This is a genomic window from Actinomycetota bacterium, assembly GCA_036280995.1.
GTDB lineage: Bacteria > Actinomycetota > CALGFH01 > CALGFH01 > CALGFH01 > CALGFH01.
In genome coordinates this window covers 1-19,548 of record DASUPQ010000057.1, presented here as the reverse complement: position 1 = coordinate 19,548, position 19,548 = coordinate 1, and the positions used below count along the sequence as shown (strand labels likewise).

General features: G+C 68.6%; 14 protein-coding genes and 2 pseudogenes. 7 read left to right on the top strand and 9 right to left on the bottom strand.

The window, feature by feature from the left end:
- The first annotated feature begins 111 nt into the window (after window positions 1–111).
- Together VF468_01610 and VF468_01605 are read left to right on the top strand one after the other, a co-directional pair.
- Complete coding sequence (locus tag VF468_01610; protein ID HEX5877017.1) at window positions 112–1,065, top strand: 50S ribosomal protein L11 methyltransferase; 954 nt, start codon at window positions 112–114, stop codon at window positions 1,063–1,065.
- 974 nt (window positions 1,066–2,039) lie between these two features.
- Window positions 2,040–4,391, top strand: a complete 2,352-nt coding sequence (locus VF468_01605) for an arylsulfatase (protein ID HEX5877016.1) — start codon at window positions 2,040–2,042, stop codon at window positions 4,389–4,391.
- A 400-nt stretch (window positions 4,392–4,791) separates the two neighbouring features.
- Here VF468_01605 and VF468_01600 read toward each other — a convergent pair whose 3' ends face one another.
- Window positions 4,792–5,067 (bottom strand): hypothetical protein, encoded by a 276-nt coding sequence (locus VF468_01600; GenBank protein ID HEX5877015.1) that lies wholly within the window; start codon window positions 5,065–5,067, stop codon window positions 4,792–4,794.
- A 259-nt stretch (window positions 5,068–5,326) separates the two neighbouring features.
- On the opposite strand from VF468_01600, the gene VF468_01595 reads away from it, so the two are divergent.
- Both VF468_01595 and VF468_01590 read left to right on the top strand, forming a co-directional pair.
- Complete coding sequence (locus tag VF468_01595) at window positions 5,327–7,693, top strand: arylsulfatase (protein ID HEX5877014.1); 2,367 nt, start codon at window positions 5,327–5,329, stop codon at window positions 7,691–7,693.
- Window positions 7,694–7,864: 171 nt separating this feature from the next.
- Entirely contained in the window at window positions 7,865–8,596 is a 732-nt protein-coding gene (locus VF468_01590; protein HEX5877013.1) for a ZIP family zinc transporter, read from the top strand.
- Window positions 8,597–8,856: 260 nt separating this feature from the next.
- Here the strand turns inward: VF468_01590 and VF468_01585 are convergent, their stop codons facing one another.
- The gene (locus tag VF468_01585) at window positions 8,857–9,819 is read right to left on the bottom strand and encodes a GAF and ANTAR domain-containing protein (protein ID HEX5877012.1); all 963 of its coding nucleotides are present in this window, start codon (window positions 9,817–9,819) and stop codon (window positions 8,857–8,859) included.
- A 759-nt stretch (window positions 9,820–10,578) separates the two neighbouring features.
- Here VF468_01585 and VF468_01580 point away from each other — a divergent pair.
- Together VF468_01580 and VF468_01575 are read left to right on the top strand one after the other, a co-directional pair.
- Window positions 10,579–11,043, top strand: coding sequence for a hypothetical protein (locus VF468_01580; GenBank protein HEX5877011.1), 465 nt, complete (start codon window positions 10,579–10,581; stop codon window positions 11,041–11,043).
- Window positions 11,044–11,145: 102 nt separating this feature from the next.
- Complete coding sequence (locus VF468_01575; GenBank protein HEX5877010.1) at window positions 11,146–11,715, top strand: potassium channel family protein; 570 nt, start codon at window positions 11,146–11,148, stop codon at window positions 11,713–11,715.
- A gap of 620 nt (window positions 11,716–12,335) precedes the next feature.
- On the opposite strand, the gene VF468_01570 is transcribed toward VF468_01575, so the two are convergent.
- The 4 genes and pseudogenes from VF468_01570 to VF468_01555 form a co-directional block, all read right to left on the bottom strand.
- Entirely contained in the window at window positions 12,336–12,920 is a 585-nt protein-coding gene (locus VF468_01570) for a hypothetical protein (GenBank protein ID HEX5877009.1), read from the bottom strand.
- 88 nt (window positions 12,921–13,008) lie between these two features.
- Window positions 13,009–13,911 (bottom strand): formylglycine-generating enzyme family protein, encoded by a 903-nt coding sequence (locus VF468_01565; GenBank protein HEX5877008.1) that lies wholly within the window; start codon window positions 13,909–13,911, stop codon window positions 13,009–13,011.
- Between the two features lie 532 nt (window positions 13,912–14,443).
- A complete protein-coding gene (locus VF468_01560) occupies window positions 14,444–15,670 on the bottom strand; it encodes a hypothetical protein (GenBank protein ID HEX5877007.1) in 1,227 nt (408 codons plus the stop codon).
- Between the two features lie 143 nt (window positions 15,671–15,813).
- Window positions 15,814–16,014: pseudogene (locus VF468_01555) on the bottom strand (hypothetical protein).
- A 220-nt stretch (window positions 16,015–16,234) separates the two neighbouring features.
- Here VF468_01555 and VF468_01550 point away from each other — a divergent pair.
- A pseudogene (locus tag VF468_01550) lies at window positions 16,235–17,213 on the top strand (IS630 family transposase).
- A 56-nt stretch (window positions 17,214–17,269) separates the two neighbouring features.
- Here VF468_01550 and VF468_01545 read toward each other — a convergent pair.
- From VF468_01545 to VF468_01535, 3 genes are all read right to left on the bottom strand, one after another.
- Window positions 17,270–18,058 carry an adenylate cyclase gene (locus VF468_01545; protein ID HEX5877006.1) on the bottom strand — a complete coding sequence of 263 codons (789 nt, stop codon included), beginning with the start codon at window positions 18,056–18,058 and terminating at the stop codon, window positions 17,270–17,272.
- Between the two features lie 249 nt (window positions 18,059–18,307).
- On the bottom strand, window positions 18,308–19,174 hold the full coding sequence (locus VF468_01540; GenBank protein ID HEX5877005.1) for a nuclease-related domain-containing protein: 867 nt from the start codon (window positions 19,172–19,174) through the stop codon (window positions 18,308–18,310).
- A gap of 14 nt (window positions 19,175–19,188) precedes the next feature.
- Window positions 19,189–19,548 (bottom strand): hypothetical protein, encoded by a 360-nt coding sequence (locus VF468_01535; GenBank protein ID HEX5877004.1) that lies wholly within the window; start codon window positions 19,546–19,548, stop codon window positions 19,189–19,191.

Sequence of the window (19,548 nt, the reverse complement as noted above, 5' to 3'; positions counted from 1 at the left end):
CAGGCATCCGGCATGGTCCCACCACACCGTCAAACTACTTCAGCGACGCAGCACTAGGAGACCGGCGGCAATACACCCATGCGGACACCAATCAGGAACCCGCCGGATCCGATGTACGCGGAGATCGCGGTGCACCGGACGATGATCTGCGACCGCGTTCGCACCGAGGCCTTCCGGCGTGCGATCGACTCGGTGGTGCGCCCCGGCGACATCGTTCTCGACGTCGGGGCGGGAAGCGGCATCCTGAGCATGTTCGCGGCGCGGGCAGGAGCTGCGCGCGTCTACGCGGTGGAGCGGACGACGGTCGCCGTCCTGGCGCAGGAGCTGACCGCCGCGAACGGGGTCGCGGAGACCGTCCAGGTGATCCACGGCGACGTCATGGACGTCGAGCTTCCCGAACGTGTTGACCTGATCGTCTCGGAGTGGCTCGGAGGGTTCGGGATCGACGAAGGGATGCTGGTTCCGGTCATCGCCGCCCGTGACCGCTGGCTCAAGCCGGGCGGAGTCATGGTCCCCCGCTCGGTCACGGCGTGGGCCGCGCTGGTGCACGACCGCTATCTCGGCGAGACGGTGGAATTCCTGCGGGACAACCCGTACGGCCTCAGGCTCGAGGGATTGGTCGAAATGACCGTCAACGAGGTCTCCTATTCCGGCACCTTCCGTCACCTTACGGCGGGCGACAGGCGCTCCGAGCCGGGTCGGTTATGGACGACGGACGCGGACCTGATCTCGCTCGAGCAGGCGCAGGCGCCTCACGAAGCCGAGACGCTGCTGCAGGTCCGCGACCACCGAACGGCCAACGCACTCGCACTCTGGTTCGGCGCCGACCTCGCGCCCGGCATCTCGCTCTCTGTGGGACCCGGCGATCCACCGACGCACTGGGGGATGACGACGGCCCCGCTGCGCTCGCCCGTGGAACTCACGCCCGACATGGTCGTCCGCGCCAGAGTCAGGACGGCCCCGGCTCGGCCGGTCGGAACATGGACGAGTTGGGCGATCGCGATGCCGGGCGCCGACTGGGAGGAGCACGACGAGCAGTTGGTCTGGGAGGAGATCGACGACTGAGCATTCTCAGGAACCCGTGGGCTCCCTGAGGGGGGCGCCCACCGGCCGCGACGCCTATCACCGCCTGGTTGCCCGACGGTCGCACGATTGCCTTCACTCACTACCCGTCTGCGAGCTCAGGCCCCGGCGACTGCTACCACTGTGCGAGGTTGAGACCGGACGACACGCTTGGCTGCGTGACCGCTTGTAGTTGCAGGCGATCAAGGGGCGGTGGGTGAAGGCCTACCGCCCCACTAGGACCGGATGCAGGCGCGGCGTGGGGACGCGCTGGGCCGGCCGCTGGAAGCCGACCTGGCCGACCAGGCCCGGATCCGCTTCCACCCCCCGCCTAACCTCAACCCATCCAGGGCCGCAGACGATGCGACGGAACTCCTCGTCCTCCCCGCTCAGTCGGATGTGCATCTGGAGGGGCCGTGACGACCAGCCGCCGGCTACGGTCATGGTGGGACAGGGACGCGCCCTCGGCACATGCTGCTTCGCTGGCAAGCTCCACAGCCTGCCTGTCCCACCCGATGTCACCGTGACCATCGGCCTCGACATGCCCTCGTTCCTGCACCGATACCCATCCACGCGATTGGCATACCGACTCGGCGGCCGGGGAAGGATCACGCTGCTCATGACCCCTCCTATGGTTGGTCGGCCGAAAACCGGCGGCCGACCAACCCCTCGGGGGAGTGAAGCGGCTCACGCCGTATGGTGCGCTTCGGGCGATTGAGTCATCGGCGTATCTGCGATCTTGGCGTGCCTTCAGCCCACGCCGCCTTCGGCGGCAATCGCAGCCTGCCCTAGGCGCCACGCAGCTTGGTGCCGTATGAGCACCGCTTGCTGCTTCATGGTGGCCGGAGTAGACCGAGCGGCCGGCTGTCTTCCTCGAAATTATCCCTTTGGGGTGACGACTCCTCGCCCCAGGGGGCGGCAGACTCGACTCTCGGGCAAGCAGTCCACGCGATGGCGATGGCCAGAAGGGTGTCGAGATGGCCCTGAACGAGTATCGGCCGGGGACGGCGTTCCCGGGGGTGATCGGGCGGGCGTTCGACCAGTCCAGCCCGGCCTGGCCGCAACCGCTGCGGGCCCGCCAAGGGGCGCCGAATGTGTTGTTCATCGTCTTGGACGACACCGGCTTCGGGCAGCTCGGCTGCTACGGCAGCCCGATCCGCACCCCGAATCTGGACAGCCTGGCCGAGAGTGGGTTGCGCTACAACAACATGCACACTACGGCGCTGTGCTCGCCCAGCCGTTCGTGCATCCTGACCGGCCGCAACCACCACTCCAACCACATGGCGGCGATCACCGAGGCCTCGACCGGGTTCCCCGGCTACGACGGCTACATCCCCTTCGAGAACGGGTTTCTGTCCGAGATCCTGCATGAGCAGGGCTACAACACCTACGCGGTCGGCAAGTGGCACCTCACCCCGGCCGACCAGGTCTCGGCGGCCGGCCCCTATGACCGTTGGCCGCTGGGCCGGGGGTTCGACCGCTACTACGGGTTCCTGGGCGGCGACACCCACCAGTACTATCCGGAGCTGGTGGCCGACAACCACCGGGTCGAGCCCGAGCGGACCCCCGAGGAGGGCTACCACCTCACCGAGGATCTGGTCGACAAGGCGAAGGCGTTCATCGCCGACGCCAAGCAGGTCGCCCCCAACAAGCCGTTCTTCTGCTACTTCGCCACCGGGGCGATGCACGCCCCCCACCACGTCCCCCGCGAGTGGGCCGACCGCTATCAGGGGGTCTTCGACGACGGCTGGGAGGCCTACCGCGACAAGGTCTTCGCCCGGCAGAAGGAGTTGGGGATCGTCCCGGCCGACGCCGCGTTGTCGCGCCACGACCCTGACGTCGCCCGCTGGGCCGACTGCTCAGCTGAGGAGCGTCGCCTGTATGCCCGGATGATGGAGGTGTTCGCCGGGTTCCTGGAGCACACCGACCACCACATCGGCCGGCTGCTGGAGTTCCTGCGCGAGCTCGGCGAGCTGGACAACACCCTGATCATGGTCCTGTCCGACAACGGGGCCAGTGCCGAGGGCGGCCCCACCGGGTCGGTGAATGAGAACCAGTTCTTCAACTTCGTGCCCGAGTCGCTGGAGCAGAACCTGGCCGCCATCGACGACCTTGGCGGCCCCAAGTACTTCAACCACTACCCCTGGGGCTGGACCTGGGCCGGGAACACGCCGTTCCGGCGCTGGAAGCGCGAGACCTACCGGGGCGGCATCAGCGACCCGTTCATCGTCCACTGGCCGGCCGGGATCCAGGCCAAGGGCGAGGTCCGCAGCCAGTACGCCCACGCCATCGACATGGTCCCGACCATCCTGGACGCCCTCGGGGTGGAGGCACCGACCCAGCTCCGCGGCATCGCCCAGGCGCCGATCCAAGGGGTCAGCTTCGCCCACACCTTCGACCAGGCCAACATTGCATCCAAGCACGTCACCCAGTACTTCGAGATGCTCGGCCACCGCTCGATCTACCACGACGGCTGGCGGGCCGTCTGCCCTTGGCCCGGGCTGTCGTTCGCCGAGGGCAAGCCGTTTGGGACGCCGCTGCCGGCCGAGGCTCTGACTGAGCTGGACGCCACCGGCTGGGAGCTGTACCACGTCGCCACCGACTTCGCCGAGAACCACAACCTGGCCGCCGAGGACCGGCCCCGGCTGCTCGAGCTGATCGCCCAGTGGTATGTGGAGGCCGGCCGCTACCAGGTCCTGCCAATCGACGGCCGCGGCCAGCAGCGCTTTGCTGAGGAGCGCCCGGTCATCGCGGCGGACCGGACCCGCTACACCTACTACCCGGGGACCCAGGAGGTCGCCCTGAACGCGGCCCCGCGGTTGCTGAATCGGCCCCACAGCATCCACGCCGGGGTCCAGATCCCCGACGGCGGCGCCGAGGGCGTCCTGGTCTCCCAGGGCGGGGTCGACGGCGGGTTCAGCTTCTTCGTGCAGGACGGGAGGCTGCGCTACACCTACAACTACGTCGCCCAGCAGCACTTCCACGTCGCCTCCGACACCAAGGTCCCAATCGGCGACCACATCCTGAGCTTCGAGTTCGAGCCCACCGGTAAGCCCGAACCACTCAAAGGCAGGGGCGCACCTGGCATCGCCAAGCTGTTCATCGACGGCGAGCCTGTCGGCCAAGGCGAACTCCCGGTGACGATCCCGCTGTCGCTGGGCCTGGCCGCCGGGGTCTCGGTAGGCCGGGATGCCGGCGCTCCGGTGACCGACGAGTACACCCCGCCGTTCCCGTTCACCGGCACCCTCCGCCGGGTGGTCTACGACGTCTCCGGCGCACACGTCGTCGACCACGAGGCCGAGATCCGCATCGCGCTCGCCCGCCAATAGCAACGGTTCCAGATCCGTCCGCAGACCACGCCGAGGGAGACTGCACTACTAGATTCGGATCGAACGGTAGAGGCGTTCGGTCGTTCCGCGGTGGTCGAGGCCGAGCCTCAAGCCAGGATATTGCGGATCTGACGCTCGGGGCTGGAAATTGGCTCATGTCCCCACGGGGAGTGGTGCGGCTGCGCCACAAAGTGCGCTTCGCGCGATTGATTCATCGGCGTGGATGCGCTGTGGGCCGGCCTTCGGCCGGCGCAGCCTTCGGCGGCAATCTCAGCCTGACCTGGTTGCCACGCACCATGCCGCCGAATGACGCCACCGTGGTGCTCCCCGGCCAGCGACCCAACCGGGACAGCCGGTTCAACGACGACCCTTCGGTCCGACCAGCAGGGAGCCTGGTCGCCTAGCCGAAGAGCCGATCCCTGATGTCGCCGTTGGCGGCGGCGATCTCCCCGAGCTCGTAGAGGAAGTCGAGCATGGCCAGGTCCGGCAGGGGACCCTCGCCGGAAACCGGACCGATGCCACTCGACCGAAACGCCATCACCAGCACCAGGACACGCGCGACCAGGTCGTCGGCGGCCTCCTGCAGCGTGGCCCCCTCCCCGTAGGCCAGACCGTGGAGCTGCAGCCAGACCCGTCCCGCGACCTCGCGGACCTCAAGGGTTGGCCGAAACTCCATGCCAGTAGGAAACCGTGCCACGCCACGGCGGTCCGCGCCGTCACCCATCGGCGACCCTTCGCGGCTTGCCCCGACCTGGGGTGCCTCGTCCCTGCCTGCGAGGTCGGTGCGGAGCGGCGCTGCCGGATCCCTGGTCCCAAGCAGGGTGGCGCTGGGTCGCGAATTTATTCTGATGGGATGATGCGCCGCGCCCGGGAACAGGGGATGGTCGGGGCAATGGCCGAGGATCTCGGGCGTGTCCGGACGAGGAGAGGGTTCTATGACTGACAACGGCGACATCCAGCGGGCGATCCTGCCGATCCCCGACCGCCCACAGGTCGGCCTGATCACCTACGACGCCAAGGACCCCGCGACCAGGTACCCGCCGATCGAGCCCCTACGGCCACCCAAGGGCGCCCCCAACGTCCTGGTCGTGCTGCTCGACGACGTCGGCTTCGGCGCCTCCAGCGTGTTCGGTGGGCCGTGCCAGACGCCGGTCTTCGAGCGGCTGGCGGCCGGCGGGCTGCGCTACAACCGGTTCCACACCACGGCCCTGTGCGCGCCGACGCGGGCGGCCATGCTGGGCGGCCGCAACCACCATTCGGTCGGGATGGGCAGCGTCGGCGATGTCGCGACCTCGGCGCCGGGCAACAGCTCGCTGCGGCCCAACACCAAGGCCCCGCTGGCCCAGACGCTGCAGCTGAACGGCTACTCGACGGCGCAGTTCGGCAAGTGCCACGAGGTCCCGGTGTGGCAGTCCAGCCCGATGGGCCCCTTCGAGATGTGGCCGACCGGGTCGGGCTTCGAGTACTTCTACGGCTTCATCGGCGGTGAGGACAACCAGTGGTACCCGGCGCTGTATGAGGGCACCAGCCCGGTGGAGCCGCCCAAGACGCCCGAGGAGGGCTACCACCTGACCGAGGACCTGGCCGACCACGCGATCGGCTGGGTGCGGTCCCAGAAGGCGCTGATGCCCGACAAGCCGTTCTTCATGTACTTCGCCCCCGGGGCCACCCACGCCCCCCACCACGTGCCCAAGGAATGGGCCGACCGGTACGCGGGCCAGTTCGCCCACGGCTGGGACCGCCAGCGCGAGCTCACCTTCGCCCGGCAGAAGCAGCTCGGCGTCATCCCGGCCGATGCCGACCTGACCGAGCGGCACGCCGAGCTCCCGGCCTGGGACGACATGGCCGAGGAGCTGAAGCCGGTCCTCGAGCGCCAGATGGAGATCTATGCCGGGTTCCTGTCCCACACCGACCATCACGTGGGCCGGCTGCTGGACGCGATCCAGCAGCTCGGGGTCATGGACGACACGCTCGTCTATGTGATCATCGGCGACAACGGCGCCTCCGCCGAGGGCACACTGCAGGGCACCTTCAACGAGATGATCCCCTTCAACGCCATGGGAGCGTTGGAGACGCCGGCGTTCATGGCCGAGCGTCTGGACAAGTTCGGCGGGCTGGAGTCCTTCAACCACTACGCGGTCGGCTGGGCGTGGGCGATGGACACCCCCTTCCAGTGGACCAAGCAGGTCGCCTCCCACTGGGGCGGGACCCGCAACGGCACGATCGTGCACTGGCCCAAGGGGATCGAGGCCAGAGGGGAGCTGCGCTCGCAGTTCTGCCACGTCATCGACGTCGCCCCAACGGTGCTGGAAGTGGCCGGCATTCCCGAGCCGACGATGGTCAACGGGGTCACCCAGAGCCCGCTGGAGGGCACGTCGATGCGCTACAGCTTCGACAACGCAAGCGCCCCTGAGCGCCACGACCTGCAGTACTTCGAGATGTTCGGCAACCGCGGCATCTACTTCCAGGGTTGGAGCGCGGTCACCAAGCACCGCACGCCCTGGGTGATGGGGGCGGTCAAGATGGCCGCGTTCGATGACGACGTCTGGGAGCTGTATGACGGCAACACCGACTACAGCCAGGCCCACGACCTGTCCAAAGAGCACCCGGACAAGCTGCACGAGCTGCAACGGCTGTGGCTGATCGAGGCGACCAAGTACAACGTCATCCCGCTGGACGACCGCACCGGCGAACGCATGAACGCCGAGATCGCCGGCCGGCCGCAGCTCATCCGGGGCGACACTCAGGTGTTCTACCCGGGCATGACGCGGCTGTCGGAGAACAGCGTCCTCAGCATCAAGAACAAGTCGTTCTCGGTGACCGCCGAGGTCGTCGCGCCTGATGGGCCGCTGAACGGGACGATCATCGCCCAGGGCGGCGCCATGGGCGGCTGGAGCTTCTACACCAGGGACGGACGGGCCAAGTTCGCCTACAACCTGCTCGGCATCCAGGCCTTCACCATCGAGGCCTTCCAGCCGGTTCCGGCTGGCAAGCACCAGCTGCGCGCCGAGTTCGCTTACGACGGCGGCGGCTTCGCCAAGGGCGGCACCGTGTCTGTGTACTGCGACGGCCAGCGGGTCGGTGAGGGCCGTGTCGGGGCGACCCAGCCGTTCGTCTTCTCGGCCGACGAGGGATTGGACATCGGATCTGAGACCGGGACCGCCGTCGCCCCCGAGTGCGACGTGGAGGGCAGTGTGTTCACCGGCGAGATCAACTGGGTCGAGCTCAATGTCGGCAAGGACGACCACACCCACCTGATCGACCCGGAGACGAGGATCCAGGTGCTGATGGCCCGCCAGTAGGCGCCGTCATGATCCCAGATAGCGGCACTGACGACCTATGAGGTGCGCTCTTCGGACGGCGAGACCCAGGCCCCGTCCGAAGAGCTGGTGAGCTAGCCGGCTGTCCGCGGGCTCCGTCCTGGCCGTCCACCGGGCGGCTCGAATGAAGGTCAACTTCAAGGAGGTGCCGAAATGGACGGCGCGTTCGCCTGGGGGATCCTGGCAGCATCCTCGCTGGTGATCGGCGCGCTGGTGGCGCTCTGGTTCCATCTCAGCCTGCGGGTGATCGGGCTGATCATGGGTTTCGGCGCCGGCGTGCTGATCAGCGCGGCGTCGTTCGACCTGATCGAAGAGGCTGCCGACAAGGCATCCGGCAGCGGCTCCGTCGCCGTTGGAGTCTTCGCCGGCTGTCTCGTCTTTTTCGGCGGCGACTGGCTGATCGACCGGCTCGGCGGGGGTGCGCGCAAGGGCGCGACCGGCGATCAAGAAGGCGGCTCCCCGCTGGCGATCGTGCTCGGCACCGTGCTCGACGGGATACCGGAGTCGATGGTGATCGGCCTGACCATCTTCGAGGGCGGCGAGGTCGGCGCCTCGTATCTAGCCGCGGTCTTCATCTCCAACCTGCCCGAGTCGATCTCCTCCACGAGCGGCCTCGTGACGAGCGGCTGGAAGAAAGCCCGGATCCTATGGATGTGGATCGCGATCGCCGTGGTCTGCGGACTCGCCTCCCTCAGCGGGTACGCACTCTTCCAGGACTCCTCACCCGAAACAGTCGGCTTCGTTCTCGCGTTCGCTGCAGGTGCGATCATCACCATGCTCGCGGACACGATGATGCCCGAGGCGTTCAAGCACGGAGGCAAGCTGGTCGGGGTGGTCACGACGCTGGGCTTTGCGACCGCGTACGCCATCCACGTTCTCGGTTGAGGCGTCAAACCCGCCGACCAAACTCACGCTAGACCTGAAGAACACCTCTTCGGAGGCCCACATGTGGCATCCAACGGCTGGTCCGCATGCCTGTACTGGCAGTGGATCACGCGGGCAAGCCCACTGATGGGCGCGATCGCGACAAGGCTGCCCACGATGTCGTCGGTAATCGCGCACGCCGCGGGGGCCGCGCCAACGGCCCAGTGGTAGGAGACGGCGCCCGCGCCCAGCGCGTGGTGGCTACGACTTGCGCGGCACTGTCACCGCCGAGGGTTGGGGTGCTCCAGGGTGTCGGCGTACAGCCGCAAGATGCCGCTCGTGGTGGCAAACAGCGGTGTCGGGTCCATGCCGAGCTCGGCCAGCCGGTTGGCCAGGGGCCCCACCTCGGTCGTCAGAAAGCCGAGCAGCAGCTGGCTCAACTTGTGCCCGACCCCATCGGCGCCTGGCCTTTGTTCCAGGAAGGCGGCGGCCTCGCCGTCCAAGGCCCCCAGGTCCAGCTGATGGGCCCCGCGCTCCGCCGGTTCGGCTGGCCCACGCGGCATCGGCAGGCCGGCGGCCACGTCGGGAAGCTCGCGCCTAAATGACCTGACCGCTCGCTGGAGGTCGATGAAGGCCTCCTGGTCATCCAGGCGTTCCCGGTCGATGAGCGCGCTCTTGGCCTGCTCGGTCAGCATCCGGTAGTCACGCGCGACCTGGAGCTGGTCGGCCAGGCGACCGCTGATCTCGGCCTTGGCCGCGGCCCCGAGCAGGGTGGCGACCAGCCCGGCATAGGTCTGCAGGGCGCTGACCTCGGTCTCGTCCCAGCCACCCGGGGCGGCGTTGTACACATCTAAGGTCCCGATCGGGCCACCGCCCAGCTCCACCGGAACACTGAGGCCCGACCGGATCTGCAGCTCGACAAACGCCAGGGTGATCTCGCCCCAGCGCGGCTCCAGGGTGGCCTCGCGCATGACCGCCGGCCGGCCGGTGGTGAACGCCTCCAGGCAGGGGCCAGCGGCGAATGTCTCCTGGTTGTCTTCCAGGGTCTGGGCGAGCAGGTCGGAGGCGCTGGCCCACCGTAGCTTGCCGTCGGCGTCGGCGAGCATGATCCCGGCGGCGTCAACCGCGAACAGCTGCTTGGCCGCGACCACCGCCTGGTCCAGGGTGGCGGCCAGGTCCCGCTCGGGGTCCAGGTCGGTCAGGGTGGCGATGCTCTTGGCCAGCATGGAGGGGTCGATCGGCATGGGTGTGCCTTTAGTTCCGGTCGCCGAACTGGCGAACCCGGTCAACAGGCCAGGCGAACCCATCCTGGGGTGCCGATCAGGCCCAACAGCCCCACGGTGTCGTCATGTGGGCTTCGGCTGGGTCCTGTGACGGCAACAACAAGAACCAGCCCTGTGAGCATACGCCTTTGGGGCGGCGGCCGTCCTCGGCCGGACGGGATCCCATCCGGGTGATGCCACAGGAGTGACTGTGGAGTGAGATGACCGCGGCGGTCGCCACGGCCACCGTCGTTGGTGCCGCTGCTGCTGTCCGGCAACAGCTATGAGCGTTCTGTACGAACGCAAAGGGGATGCGGCCATGTCCGTCATCTGGATCGCAATCGCGTTCTGGCCCGCCCGTGTCGCTAGCCGAAAGGGCCACAGCTTCATCGGGTACTTCATCTTCAGCCTCGTCTTCTTCCCGGCCGCGCTCCTCGTCGCGTACCTCGTCCCGGACCGCACCCAAGTCGACCGGACCCAACTCCCAGGCGGGAGTACGACAGCTGTCAGCCAAAGGGGGCGACCAGACGTTGTGCCTGTAATCGAGTGAAGGTCGCTGATTGCAGTAGCCTCGCGGGTCGCGGAAGCCTTCCACAGCACCACCGACCCGACGAGGCCGCCGCCAGTCTGGGTTCCCCAACGTGTTCGCCAACCCCACCTGTCCAGCCGGCTGTCCCGGCGACCTGCTGCCGGCAGTGCACGGCCCACCGCGTCGCCGTGCGCTTGGTCATGGAGGACATCATGCGTACCCCCGTTCCCGTCAGGCTCCTGCTCTTCGCCATGGTTTGTCTCGCCGCCGCCTGCGGGGGCTCCGGTGACGACACCAGCGACAGCGCTCCAGCCACCACCACCACCGCGGCGAGCGGGACCACGGCGGCGTCCCAGGCCTGTGCCGACGCGGCCGCGCTGAAGGCGTCGATGGCCGAGCTCGACCAGCTCGACCCGCCCACGGCCGGCAAGGCCGGGATCCAGGCCGCCCTGGACGAGGCCAGGACCAACCTGGCGGCGCTCAAGACCAGCGCCAACAGCCAGTGGGGCAGCCAGATCACCGAGCTGGACGGTGCCGTGGAAGCCCTCAAGACGACCATCGCCGGGATCAACGGCGACAGCCTGCTCCAGGACCTGCCGACAATCGTCAGCGACCTGGGGCGGATCGACACCGCCTGGACGGCGCTGCAGCAGCAGATCGACCAGGACTGCGGCTAGAAGACCGTGGCCAGTGCCTGACCTCTCCACACCACTGACCGGTCGCATGCTCCTGTGGGTGCTGGCACCGGCGGTGGTCCGCAGCCAGGAGAAAGCAACCACATGACCGCTGCTGCTGTCCCAGTGTTGGCGCCGGCCGAGCGACGCCGGCTCATTACCCGAGGTCTGCTCCGCGCCCTGACCGGGACCGTGGTGCTGGTCGCCCTGTACTTCCTTTTGCCGCTCGATCGCATCGACAGCGTGCCGCTGGAAGTATCCCTCGCCATCGCGCTGCTGGCCTTGCTCGGCGTCAGCGTCTGGCAGCTACGCGCAATCACCCGGGCCGCTCACCCAGGGGTGCGTGCGATCGGAGCGCTCGCCATCACTGCGCCGCTGTTCCTGCTCCTGTTCGCGGCCAGCTACCTCCTCATGGCGCAAGCCGACCCGGCCAACTTCAGCACCCCTACGCTGACCCGTACCGACGCCCTGTACTTCACGATCACGATCTTCGCCACGGTCGGTTTTGGGGACATCTCAGCCACCAGTCAGTCCGCGCGACTCCTTGTCTCGGCCCAGATGATCCTGGACCTGCTCGTCCTCGGCCTCGGGATCCGAGTGCTCACCGGTGCCGTTCAACGAGGTCGCCAGCGCCAGGCACCGGATCCGAACGCCGCCATCACAGATGGCTCCTAGCCTGCGGGGTCCAGACCACATCGCCACCTGTGGTCAAACCGATCCGCGACTAACAACGGCGAACGCCCAAGGAGGACATGTCATTCTGCTTGTCATTCCACCTGGCGCTACTCGGCCCCGTCAGGAGCGTACTGGCTGAACGACACACTAGACGTGACCTGCAAGGACAGCACGGCCCAGTACCCGCCGGCCTATCGCTGACGGCGTACCGGGCTCGAGGACGCGCTACTTCAGGATCCGGTGCCGCAGGTGAGTGGCGTGGCGGGACTCGAGCACCTCGGCCCGTTCCAGGTGGATCGGACCGCCGAGGTGCTCGAACAGCCGGGGTACCGCTGTTCAGGATCACCGGGGCGACGTGCGGGCCTGAGGGAGGCCCGCCCAGCTACGCTACGCAGGAGTCCATCTGGCCGATTCAGAGCCCGTCGATGAGCCTCCTTCGTCGGCCCACGACGAGCAAAGGGTGGAAGACGGACGACCAGCCGGGCCCTACGGGCCGGGCGCCCATTCCAGAAAACCAACCTGCGGTTGCGCCGCCATTCCCGCATTCCGCTGAGGGGTTGCTGTATCTCACAGGTTAGTGCCGAGCTTAGGGATGGTTCCGAGGCTGTCCTTCTTGACGATCATTCCCGGTCGGATCGCTGGTAGGGGGTGTCCTCAGATCCCCGCCAACTGCGGGCCACGCGCCGTAGCTGCAGCCCCTGGGTCAGCAGCAGGATGCCGCTGACCACACCCCAGGCGGCCACCAACGGCGCCAGCAAGTCGGGGTCGACCCCGCCCGTCAGCAGCAACAGGGCGCCAAGCCCGAGCTCCAATGTGCCGAGGACGACCCCGCCGAGGGTCCAGCGGCGTCCCAACCGCTCCTCGGCGGCGAACCCGCCCAGGATCCGCAGCAGGCCGGTCAGGACGGCGGCGATGCCGAGCAGCCCGACGAACATCTCCGGGTCGACCAGCCCCGATAGTCGATCCCGAAGCAGGACCAGCCCGGCCCCGACAACCGCGGCGGTGGCCGCCGCCAACCCAAGCCGGAACCCAGGACGTGGACGGATCGCGAGGGCGAACCGCAGCGTGATGAGCCCACTGGTCATCCAGAACAGGGCGAGAAAGCTCACCAGCCGAGCGGTGCTGCGGCCGGCCACCGCGATAGCCAGGGCGAGGAGCAGCGCGACCAGCCCCCGCAGCGTCGTCAGCCACCAGTACCGCGCCATCGCCGGCGGTCGCGTCGCTGGCCCTGAGGTGCCCTGCGCGGTCCGTTCGGGCGGGTCTGCCTGGGTCGACATTCAGCCACCTGTGCTGTTAGGCGCGGACGATGCAGCGGAACCCGAGGTGGGAGGTTGATGTGTCGACCGCCTGGGGCATGCGGGCGGCGGGGCGGTAGCGGCGACAGTAGTTGGGCGCGCACAGGTGCGACCCGCCCTTCATCACCTTGCGGGGGATCGCGGCAGCATCGCGGGGATCTCGGCTCTGTTCCGGGTCACCGCCGCGCGCGTTGGCCGGCGTGCAGCAGGCATGGGAGGTCTCGCCGTGGGCCTGGTACCAGTCGCCGGTCCACTCCCAGACGTTGCCGATCATGTCGTACAGCCCGTAGCCGTTGGCTGGGTAGCGACCCACCGGCGCGGTGCCCGTGTACCCGTCCAGTTCCAGGTTCTCGGTCGGGAATTCGCCCTGCCAGGTGTTGGCCATCCAGCGTCCCTCTGGGGTGAGGTCCTCACCCCAGGCGTAGGTGGCGCCGTCCAGGCCGCCGCGGGCGGCGAACTCCCACTCGGCCTCGGTCGCCAGCTGCTTGCCCGCCCAGCGGGCGTAGGCATCGACGTCTTCCCAGGCGACGTGGACCACCGGATGGTCGGGCTTCTTCTTCACCGAGCTCCCTGGGCCTTGCGGGTGGCGCCAGTTGGCGCCTGGCACATAGGTCCACCAGTTGTAGTGGTTGCCCAGGTCGACGCGGTGGGGCGGCTGACGGAACACCGTGGACGCGGGCACCAGCAGCTCCGGCTTGGCGCCGGGGTAGTCGGCCGGGTTTGGCGGCCGCTCAGCAACGGTGACATAGCCGGTCTTGTGAATGAAGCGGCCGAACTGCTGGTTGGTCACGGTGTGCCGGTCGATCCAGAAGCCGTCAACGCTGACCCGGTGGGAGGGTGCCTCCTCCGGGTAGTGGTCGTCGGAGCCCATGCGGAAGGTGCCGCCGGGGATCCAGACCATGTCCGGCCCTGGTCGGCTGTCCGGCCCGGCTGCGGTGGTGCCAGCCACCGTGTTGCCCCTGGCGTCAGGTCGCGCGTCCATGGTTACCTCCTCCAGCTGCTGCTGCCGGCCAGCCGCTTGGCCAGCCATCTGGTGCCTGCCGCGGTGGGACTCGTTGAAGGTGGCGACGTCGCCGACATAGAGCGGGTAGGAGGGTGCGTCCATGGTGTGCCGCCCTCCTCCCGGCTGAGCCGGGCCCCCCACATTCCTCACGGCATTCCTGCTCCGGCGTCCGAGCTCGGCCCAGCCGGAGGTAGATCGTGGCGGCGCGATTGATGCGGCTGCGCCGCCATTCCACATTTCCATCACGTCATTTCGTTTGCCGTTGGTGTCTGCTTGTGGGCCAAGTTCATCGCCCGGAGACGAGATCTGGGCCCGTACGCCTTGCTTGCTCGACGGACGCATAGGCGCGCTGGCTCAGCCCAGTGCGTCACCCGTTCAGCCAGCGCGTCAACCCCCTGACGTGCTGGCTGTCGAGGCGCCGGAGCCGGGTTCAGGTCTGGGTTGTGGAGGCGACGGTGGGTTGGGGTGGCTGGCTGAGGAACTCGATGATGGCGAGGGCGACCAGCAGCAGCCCGGCCAACCCCAGGATGGTCTTGCCGGTGGGCTGGCCCCAGAAGACCAGGGCCAGCGCGGCCAGGGTGACCGCGGCGATGCGCAGGACCTGCTTGTTGGCATAGACCCAGGTCCCCACCGGGCCGGTCCGCCAGCCGGCGTGTTCGGCGCCGCCGCGCAACCAGCCGAACCCGTGGGCGAGCCCCTGGCGGGTCCGCACGGCCGTGGGGGACTGGCCGGTCAGAAATGCCCCGGCGGCGATGACCAGGGCCAGGACCAGGACCGTGCGCAGCCCGAGGCGCAGGTAGGCCACGATGGTGTCGTACAGCACCGCGGCGGCGTCATGGGGCAGCACCTGGGCCGGGACGGCGTCTAGGTAGATGGTCCGGAACACCGCCAACGACAGGCCCAGTCCCACCATGGCCACCGCGACCCCGACGGCCGCCCCGACCAGGGCCCGCCGGTGATCCTTGGCCACCGCGACCCCGACCCCGAGCAGCACGATGGCGATGATCGGCAGCCAGATCCCCAGGGTGTTGAGCAGGTTGAAGGCGCCGCGGGCCCGGGTGATGTCGGCCGACTGGAACAGCACGAAGGAGGCATTGACCTCCGGGATCCGGGCGGCTAGGCGGAACCCGCCCTCGACCAGCCGCTGCTTGACGGTCTCGATGAACGGGGCCAGGTTGAGGTTGACAGTGTCGCCCTCGACGGTGATCGCCCCGCCGCCTTGGCCGGTCAGGGCCTTGACCAGCGCCTGGTGGGCGACCCGGTTGGCCTGGACCCAGGCATCAGTGAAGGCCTGGCTCTGGACGATCTTGCCGACCTCGGTGCGGACAAAGCCCTGGATGCCGTTGGCCAGCGGCCCGGCCAACCCGCGGAGCTGGTCGGCCACCTGGGGGCGAAGCCCACGGGCGGCCAGAGCGTCGACCGCCTGGTTGGTGAGGCCCTGGACATCCAGGTAGGTGAAGATCTGGGCGGTGATCTGGTCGGCGATGGCGGTCTGGATGGCCGGGTCAGCGGCTAGCGGGGCGACCGTGCGGACATAGCGGTCGGTGTTGGTGACCTGGTTGCGGGCCCAGACCGCCACCCCGGCCAGCGGCGCCAGTACACAGCCGATCACGATCAGCAGGACGGCCACGATCGTCCGCCAACGGTGCCGCGGCACCGGACCAGAGCCGGCCCCCCCGCGCTCGTCAGCGGTCAGATCCGTTTGTACGTCCATAGTGTCACCCTCACCCAGCCAACGTGCATCGTCATCATCCCGATTGGATAGTTCCAAGACCGCGCCGAGAGGGCAGGAGCCGTGGCGTGCAGGTTCTTGGCCTCCTCGGCCTCCACCAGGCCGAGCTCGACCAGGTCCAGCGGGCTGATGAACCCGTCGCTGAGCCGGAAGCCCCCCGCCCGGGCGATCGCGTCGCGCAGTGGCACCGCCCAGTGATGCTCGAGCAGGAGGAGCGCGGCGGCCGAGTCGTTGGGGATGTCCTCCAACACATCCCAGGCCTGCTCGTCGGTTCCTCGGCCGGCAACGTTGGCCTTGTCTGTTTGAGATTGCTGGTCGTGCCCTCAGCGGCTCCTGGTGGAAGACGCCTCGGCGACAGCGGGTCGTCGAGGGCGGCAGGCTGGCCTTGCGGGTCGGGTGCGCGATATCACCAACGACGAGGGCAACCGGCTGCTGCGCATCGTGCGCCGCTCGAGCGGGTCGGTGGTCACCTAACGGCGAGCGCAGTTGGTGCTGCTGTCCGCTGTCCGCCCAGGCCATGGATGTGCCCGAGATTGCCCGGGTCACCTTCACCTCTGAGGATCGGGCCCGGGAGGAGCTCCACAACTTCAACCTCGACGGGTTCGACTCGCTGTACCCGCGGTATGCCGGTGGGCGCACACCCGTCTTCGCGCTGGCCCAGCGGCGTGAGGTCAAGCAGCGCGCATTGTCCCGGCCGGTCGACCATGATCTGCCGTTTTCAACCTGGAGCCTGGTCAAGCTGGCCGACTTCCTGGTCGCCGAGGGGGCGGTCGACGACATCAGCATGAGGGTCTGCGGGTCCTGCTCCGCGAGGAGGGCGTGTCCTCTCAACGCCTGAAGACCTGGAAGCAGTCCACCGACCCCGACTTCGAAGCCAAGAAGAACCGCATCCTGCACCTGTACGGGCTCATGGATGGCACCCACGACGTCGCGCCCGGCGACCCCGAGGTGGTCATCTGCGTCGACGAGTTCGGGCCGCTCAACCTCCAGCCCATACCTGCCGCCACTGGGCGACCCGAGGTGGCGGAGGCGTCCAGCCCCGGCGTCGGCGCCGGGTCACCTACACCCGGCCACATGGCGTGCGCCACCTGTTGGCCGCCTACGACCTGAGCCGCGACCGGCTCTATGGCCACATCAAGCCGCGTAACCGGCGCGGGGGAGTTCCTGGCGTTCTGCGCTACCTGCGGACCCTGTATCCGCCCGAGGTCCGCATCGGCCTGGTGCTGGACAGCTTCAGCCCCCACCTGTCCACCAAGGACGACCCCGGGTGGGCGACTGGGGCGGCAGCCAACAACATCGAACTGGCCTATACCCCGACCAATGCGAGCTGGCTGAACCGGATCGAGGCCCAGTTCCCGGCGCTGCGGTCCTTCACCCTGGATGGCACCGACCACGCCAGCCACCACCCCTGGCCAGCATGATCCGCCGCTACATCGCCTGGTGGAACCGCAAGGCCCAGGACCGCTGATTTCGCCAAATCGTCAACCGGGCAAAGGTTGCCTGATGGGTCACTAGCTGGGCCCGCTACGACCGCCTTTCCTGGAGGGTGCGGGAAAAGTACTCGAGGGCGGTCTTGGTCTTGGTCTGCTGCTCGCCGTACAGGTCGACGCCCCGCTTGGCCAGGAGCGCCCTCGTCTCGGCGGCCACCTGGAAGCCTTCGGTGGGGGCGCACTTGGTCGACAGCTCCAGGATCCGCTCCCCGTCCGGGTACAGCCACAGCTCGGCCACCAGCCGCCGCTTGAAGCCCTTAGGGGTGAACTTGAGCTTGAGGACGTTGATCGGCCCCAGGACGGTCAGGTCGTCCAGCTCGAGGCCCTCGGGCGCGTGCGCCTGGAAGAAGGCCCGCTGCTGCTTGGAGTAGAGCTTGCGGATGGCCCGGTTCCCGGCCGCGACCTGCCTGACGGCATCGCCGTGGCCGAGGGCGCCTTTGAAGGAGGCCGAGCAGACATAGCCGCCGGGCATGGCGTCGACCTCGACGACCATGGTCTTGGCGTTGCGGACGCTGGGGGGCAGCTGGTCGGGGACGATCGGGCGGAGCTTGATGACGGTGTCGTCGCCGCGGCCCTGGACCCGGCGGGCCCGGACGACCACGCCCTGCTTGTTGAGGGCCAGGTCGGGGGTGTCGAGGAAGAAGACCTGGCGGATCTGGGCGTCCAGGGGGTCCATGCCCAGCCCCATGACGGTGGCTCGGCGTTCGGAGTCGGGGACGGTCAGTTTGAGCTCGACGCTGTCGGCGTTCTTGGTCAACGCCAGCATCTCCTCGAGCTGGGCGTCGGACAGCTGGCGGGTCTTGTTCCTGGTTGCTGCGGGCATGGCCAGGTCCTTTCGGTTCGCGGTCAGCGACCGCTGGAGCGGAGTCCTTGGAGGGCGCGGGCGGCGGCCCGCTCGACCTGGCTGTATTCCAGCCGCGATCCCTGGCGGACGACGTCGGCGAGCTAGGTGTTGGTTGGTTGGTCCGTCGGCCACGATCCATCAGCACGGGCGGCATTCTCTGGCTCGATCAGGTGCATCATCGGCATCCGTCGAGGACGACTCCTGTGGTCGGGATTTGTCGGTCAGGGCTCAGGCCGCCGGTCGGAGGACCTCGAGCAGCCGAGCGGTGGCTAGCTTGACCTCGCCCGGGCCCACTGTGGATCCGTGGCGGACGACGTGGGCGAGTTGCCGAGGAGCCGCGATGCGGATGTCCTGGAGCGACTGTGGGGACCCCGACCATCCGCCCTGCAGGCACAGGACTCCGCGGACGGGAATCTCGGCGCCGCCGTCCAGCACCTCGGCGACGGCGTCGGCCTGGCAGCGGAGGCCGCGGACGGTCGCGGGCGGGGCGCTGCCACCCGGTAACAGCCGCCGGCGCTGCCAGGACTCGACCACCCAGACGCCGGTGGGACCGACCACCAGATGGTCGAGGCTGGCCGGCCAGCCCGGCAGGGTGATGTCGTGCAGCACCAGGTACCCCTCCTGCTCCAGCGGTTCCAGCACGCCGGCGGTGCGGCGCTGGTTGGCGGCCTGGCGGCGCCAGACGCGGGCACTGGCCGAGGGCCGAAAGCGCAGCCGCCACCAGGTCAGCCCCGCCGCCAGCAGAGCCATCGGCAAGGCCAGCCAGTCGCCAACGGTCGGGCCGATGAGCAGCACGGCGCCGCTGGCGGCGCCGACCATCGCCCAGACCAGGACCAACCAGCCGGGTCGCCAGCACTCGCGTTCCTGGTCGCGGCGGCGCTGGAAGGCGGCCCGGGCGGAAGCGCCGGGGCGACTGCCGCGGGGATCGGTAAGCGGGCGGCCCGGCAGGAGGTCTCCCGACGACCCCGCCCAGATCTCCTCGGCCAGGTCGCGCACTCGGTCCTGGCTCAGGCGCCGGACGGTCAGGCCGGCGCAGGTCCCGTCGGCTCGGTCGCAGAGGCAGATGCGGCCGTCGTCGTGGCGCTTGCCGGCCATCTCCAGGTCTCGGTTCAGACGTCGCGGAGCTCGCGGCCGTGGGCGGCGACCGCCCAGATGACAAAGATGTCCAGGGTGATGACGGTCAGCGCCCAGAACGGGTAGTAGGGGATGAACAAGAAGTTGGCCACGGCGCTGACCAGGGCCACGGTGATGGCCACGACCCGAGCCCAGGTCTTGCCCGACAACAACCCCCAGCCGGCGAAGGCGACCAGCAGCCCGATCAGCAGGTGGATCCAGCCCCAGGTGGTGGCGTCGAACTCGAACACATAGTTGCGGGTGGCGACATAGACCTCGTTCTCGAAGATGGCGATGAGGCCCTGCAACGCCTGGACGCTGCCGGCCATGAGCATCATGATGGCGGCGAACAAGAT

What these genes read in the sequence shown, in the direction of transcription:
- VF468_01565 (HEX5877008.1), bottom strand. Translation starts at nt 13,911, where the DNA reads ATGGTCTGGATCCCCGGCGGCACCTTCCGCATGGGCTCCGACGACCAC.
- VF468_01590 (HEX5877013.1), top strand. Translation starts at nt 7,865, where the DNA reads ATGGACGGCGCGTTCGCCTGGGGGATCCTGGCAGCATCCTCGCTGGTG.
- VF468_01600 (HEX5877015.1), bottom strand. Translation starts at nt 5,067, where the DNA reads ATGGAGTTTCGGCCAACCCTTGAGGTCCGCGAGGTCGCGGGACGGGTC.
- VF468_01575 (HEX5877010.1), top strand. Translation starts at nt 11,146, where the DNA reads ATGACCGCTGCTGCTGTCCCAGTGTTGGCGCCGGCCGAGCGACGCCGG.
- VF468_01570 (HEX5877009.1), bottom strand. Translation starts at nt 12,920, where the DNA reads ATGGCGCGGTACTGGTGGCTGACGACGCTGCGGGGGCTGGTCGCGCTG.
- VF468_01580 (HEX5877011.1), top strand. Translation starts at nt 10,579, where the DNA reads ATGCGTACCCCCGTTCCCGTCAGGCTCCTGCTCTTCGCCATGGTTTGT.
- VF468_01540 (HEX5877005.1), bottom strand. Translation starts at nt 19,174, where the DNA reads ATGGCCGGCAAGCGCCACGACGACGGCCGCATCTGCCTCTGCGACCGA.
- VF468_01610 (HEX5877017.1), top strand. Translation starts at nt 112, where the DNA reads ATGTACGCGGAGATCGCGGTGCACCGGACGATGATCTGCGACCGCGTT.
- VF468_01545 (HEX5877006.1), bottom strand. Translation starts at nt 18,058, where the DNA reads ATGCCCGCAGCAACCAGGAACAAGACCCGCCAGCTGTCCGACGCCCAG.
- VF468_01595 (HEX5877014.1), top strand. Translation starts at nt 5,327, where the DNA reads ATGACTGACAACGGCGACATCCAGCGGGCGATCCTGCCGATCCCCGAC.
- VF468_01605 (HEX5877016.1), top strand. Translation starts at nt 2,040, where the DNA reads ATGGCCCTGAACGAGTATCGGCCGGGGACGGCGTTCCCGGGGGTGATC.
- VF468_01585 (HEX5877012.1), bottom strand. Translation starts at nt 9,819, where the DNA reads ATGCCGATCGACCCCTCCATGCTGGCCAAGAGCATCGCCACCCTGACC.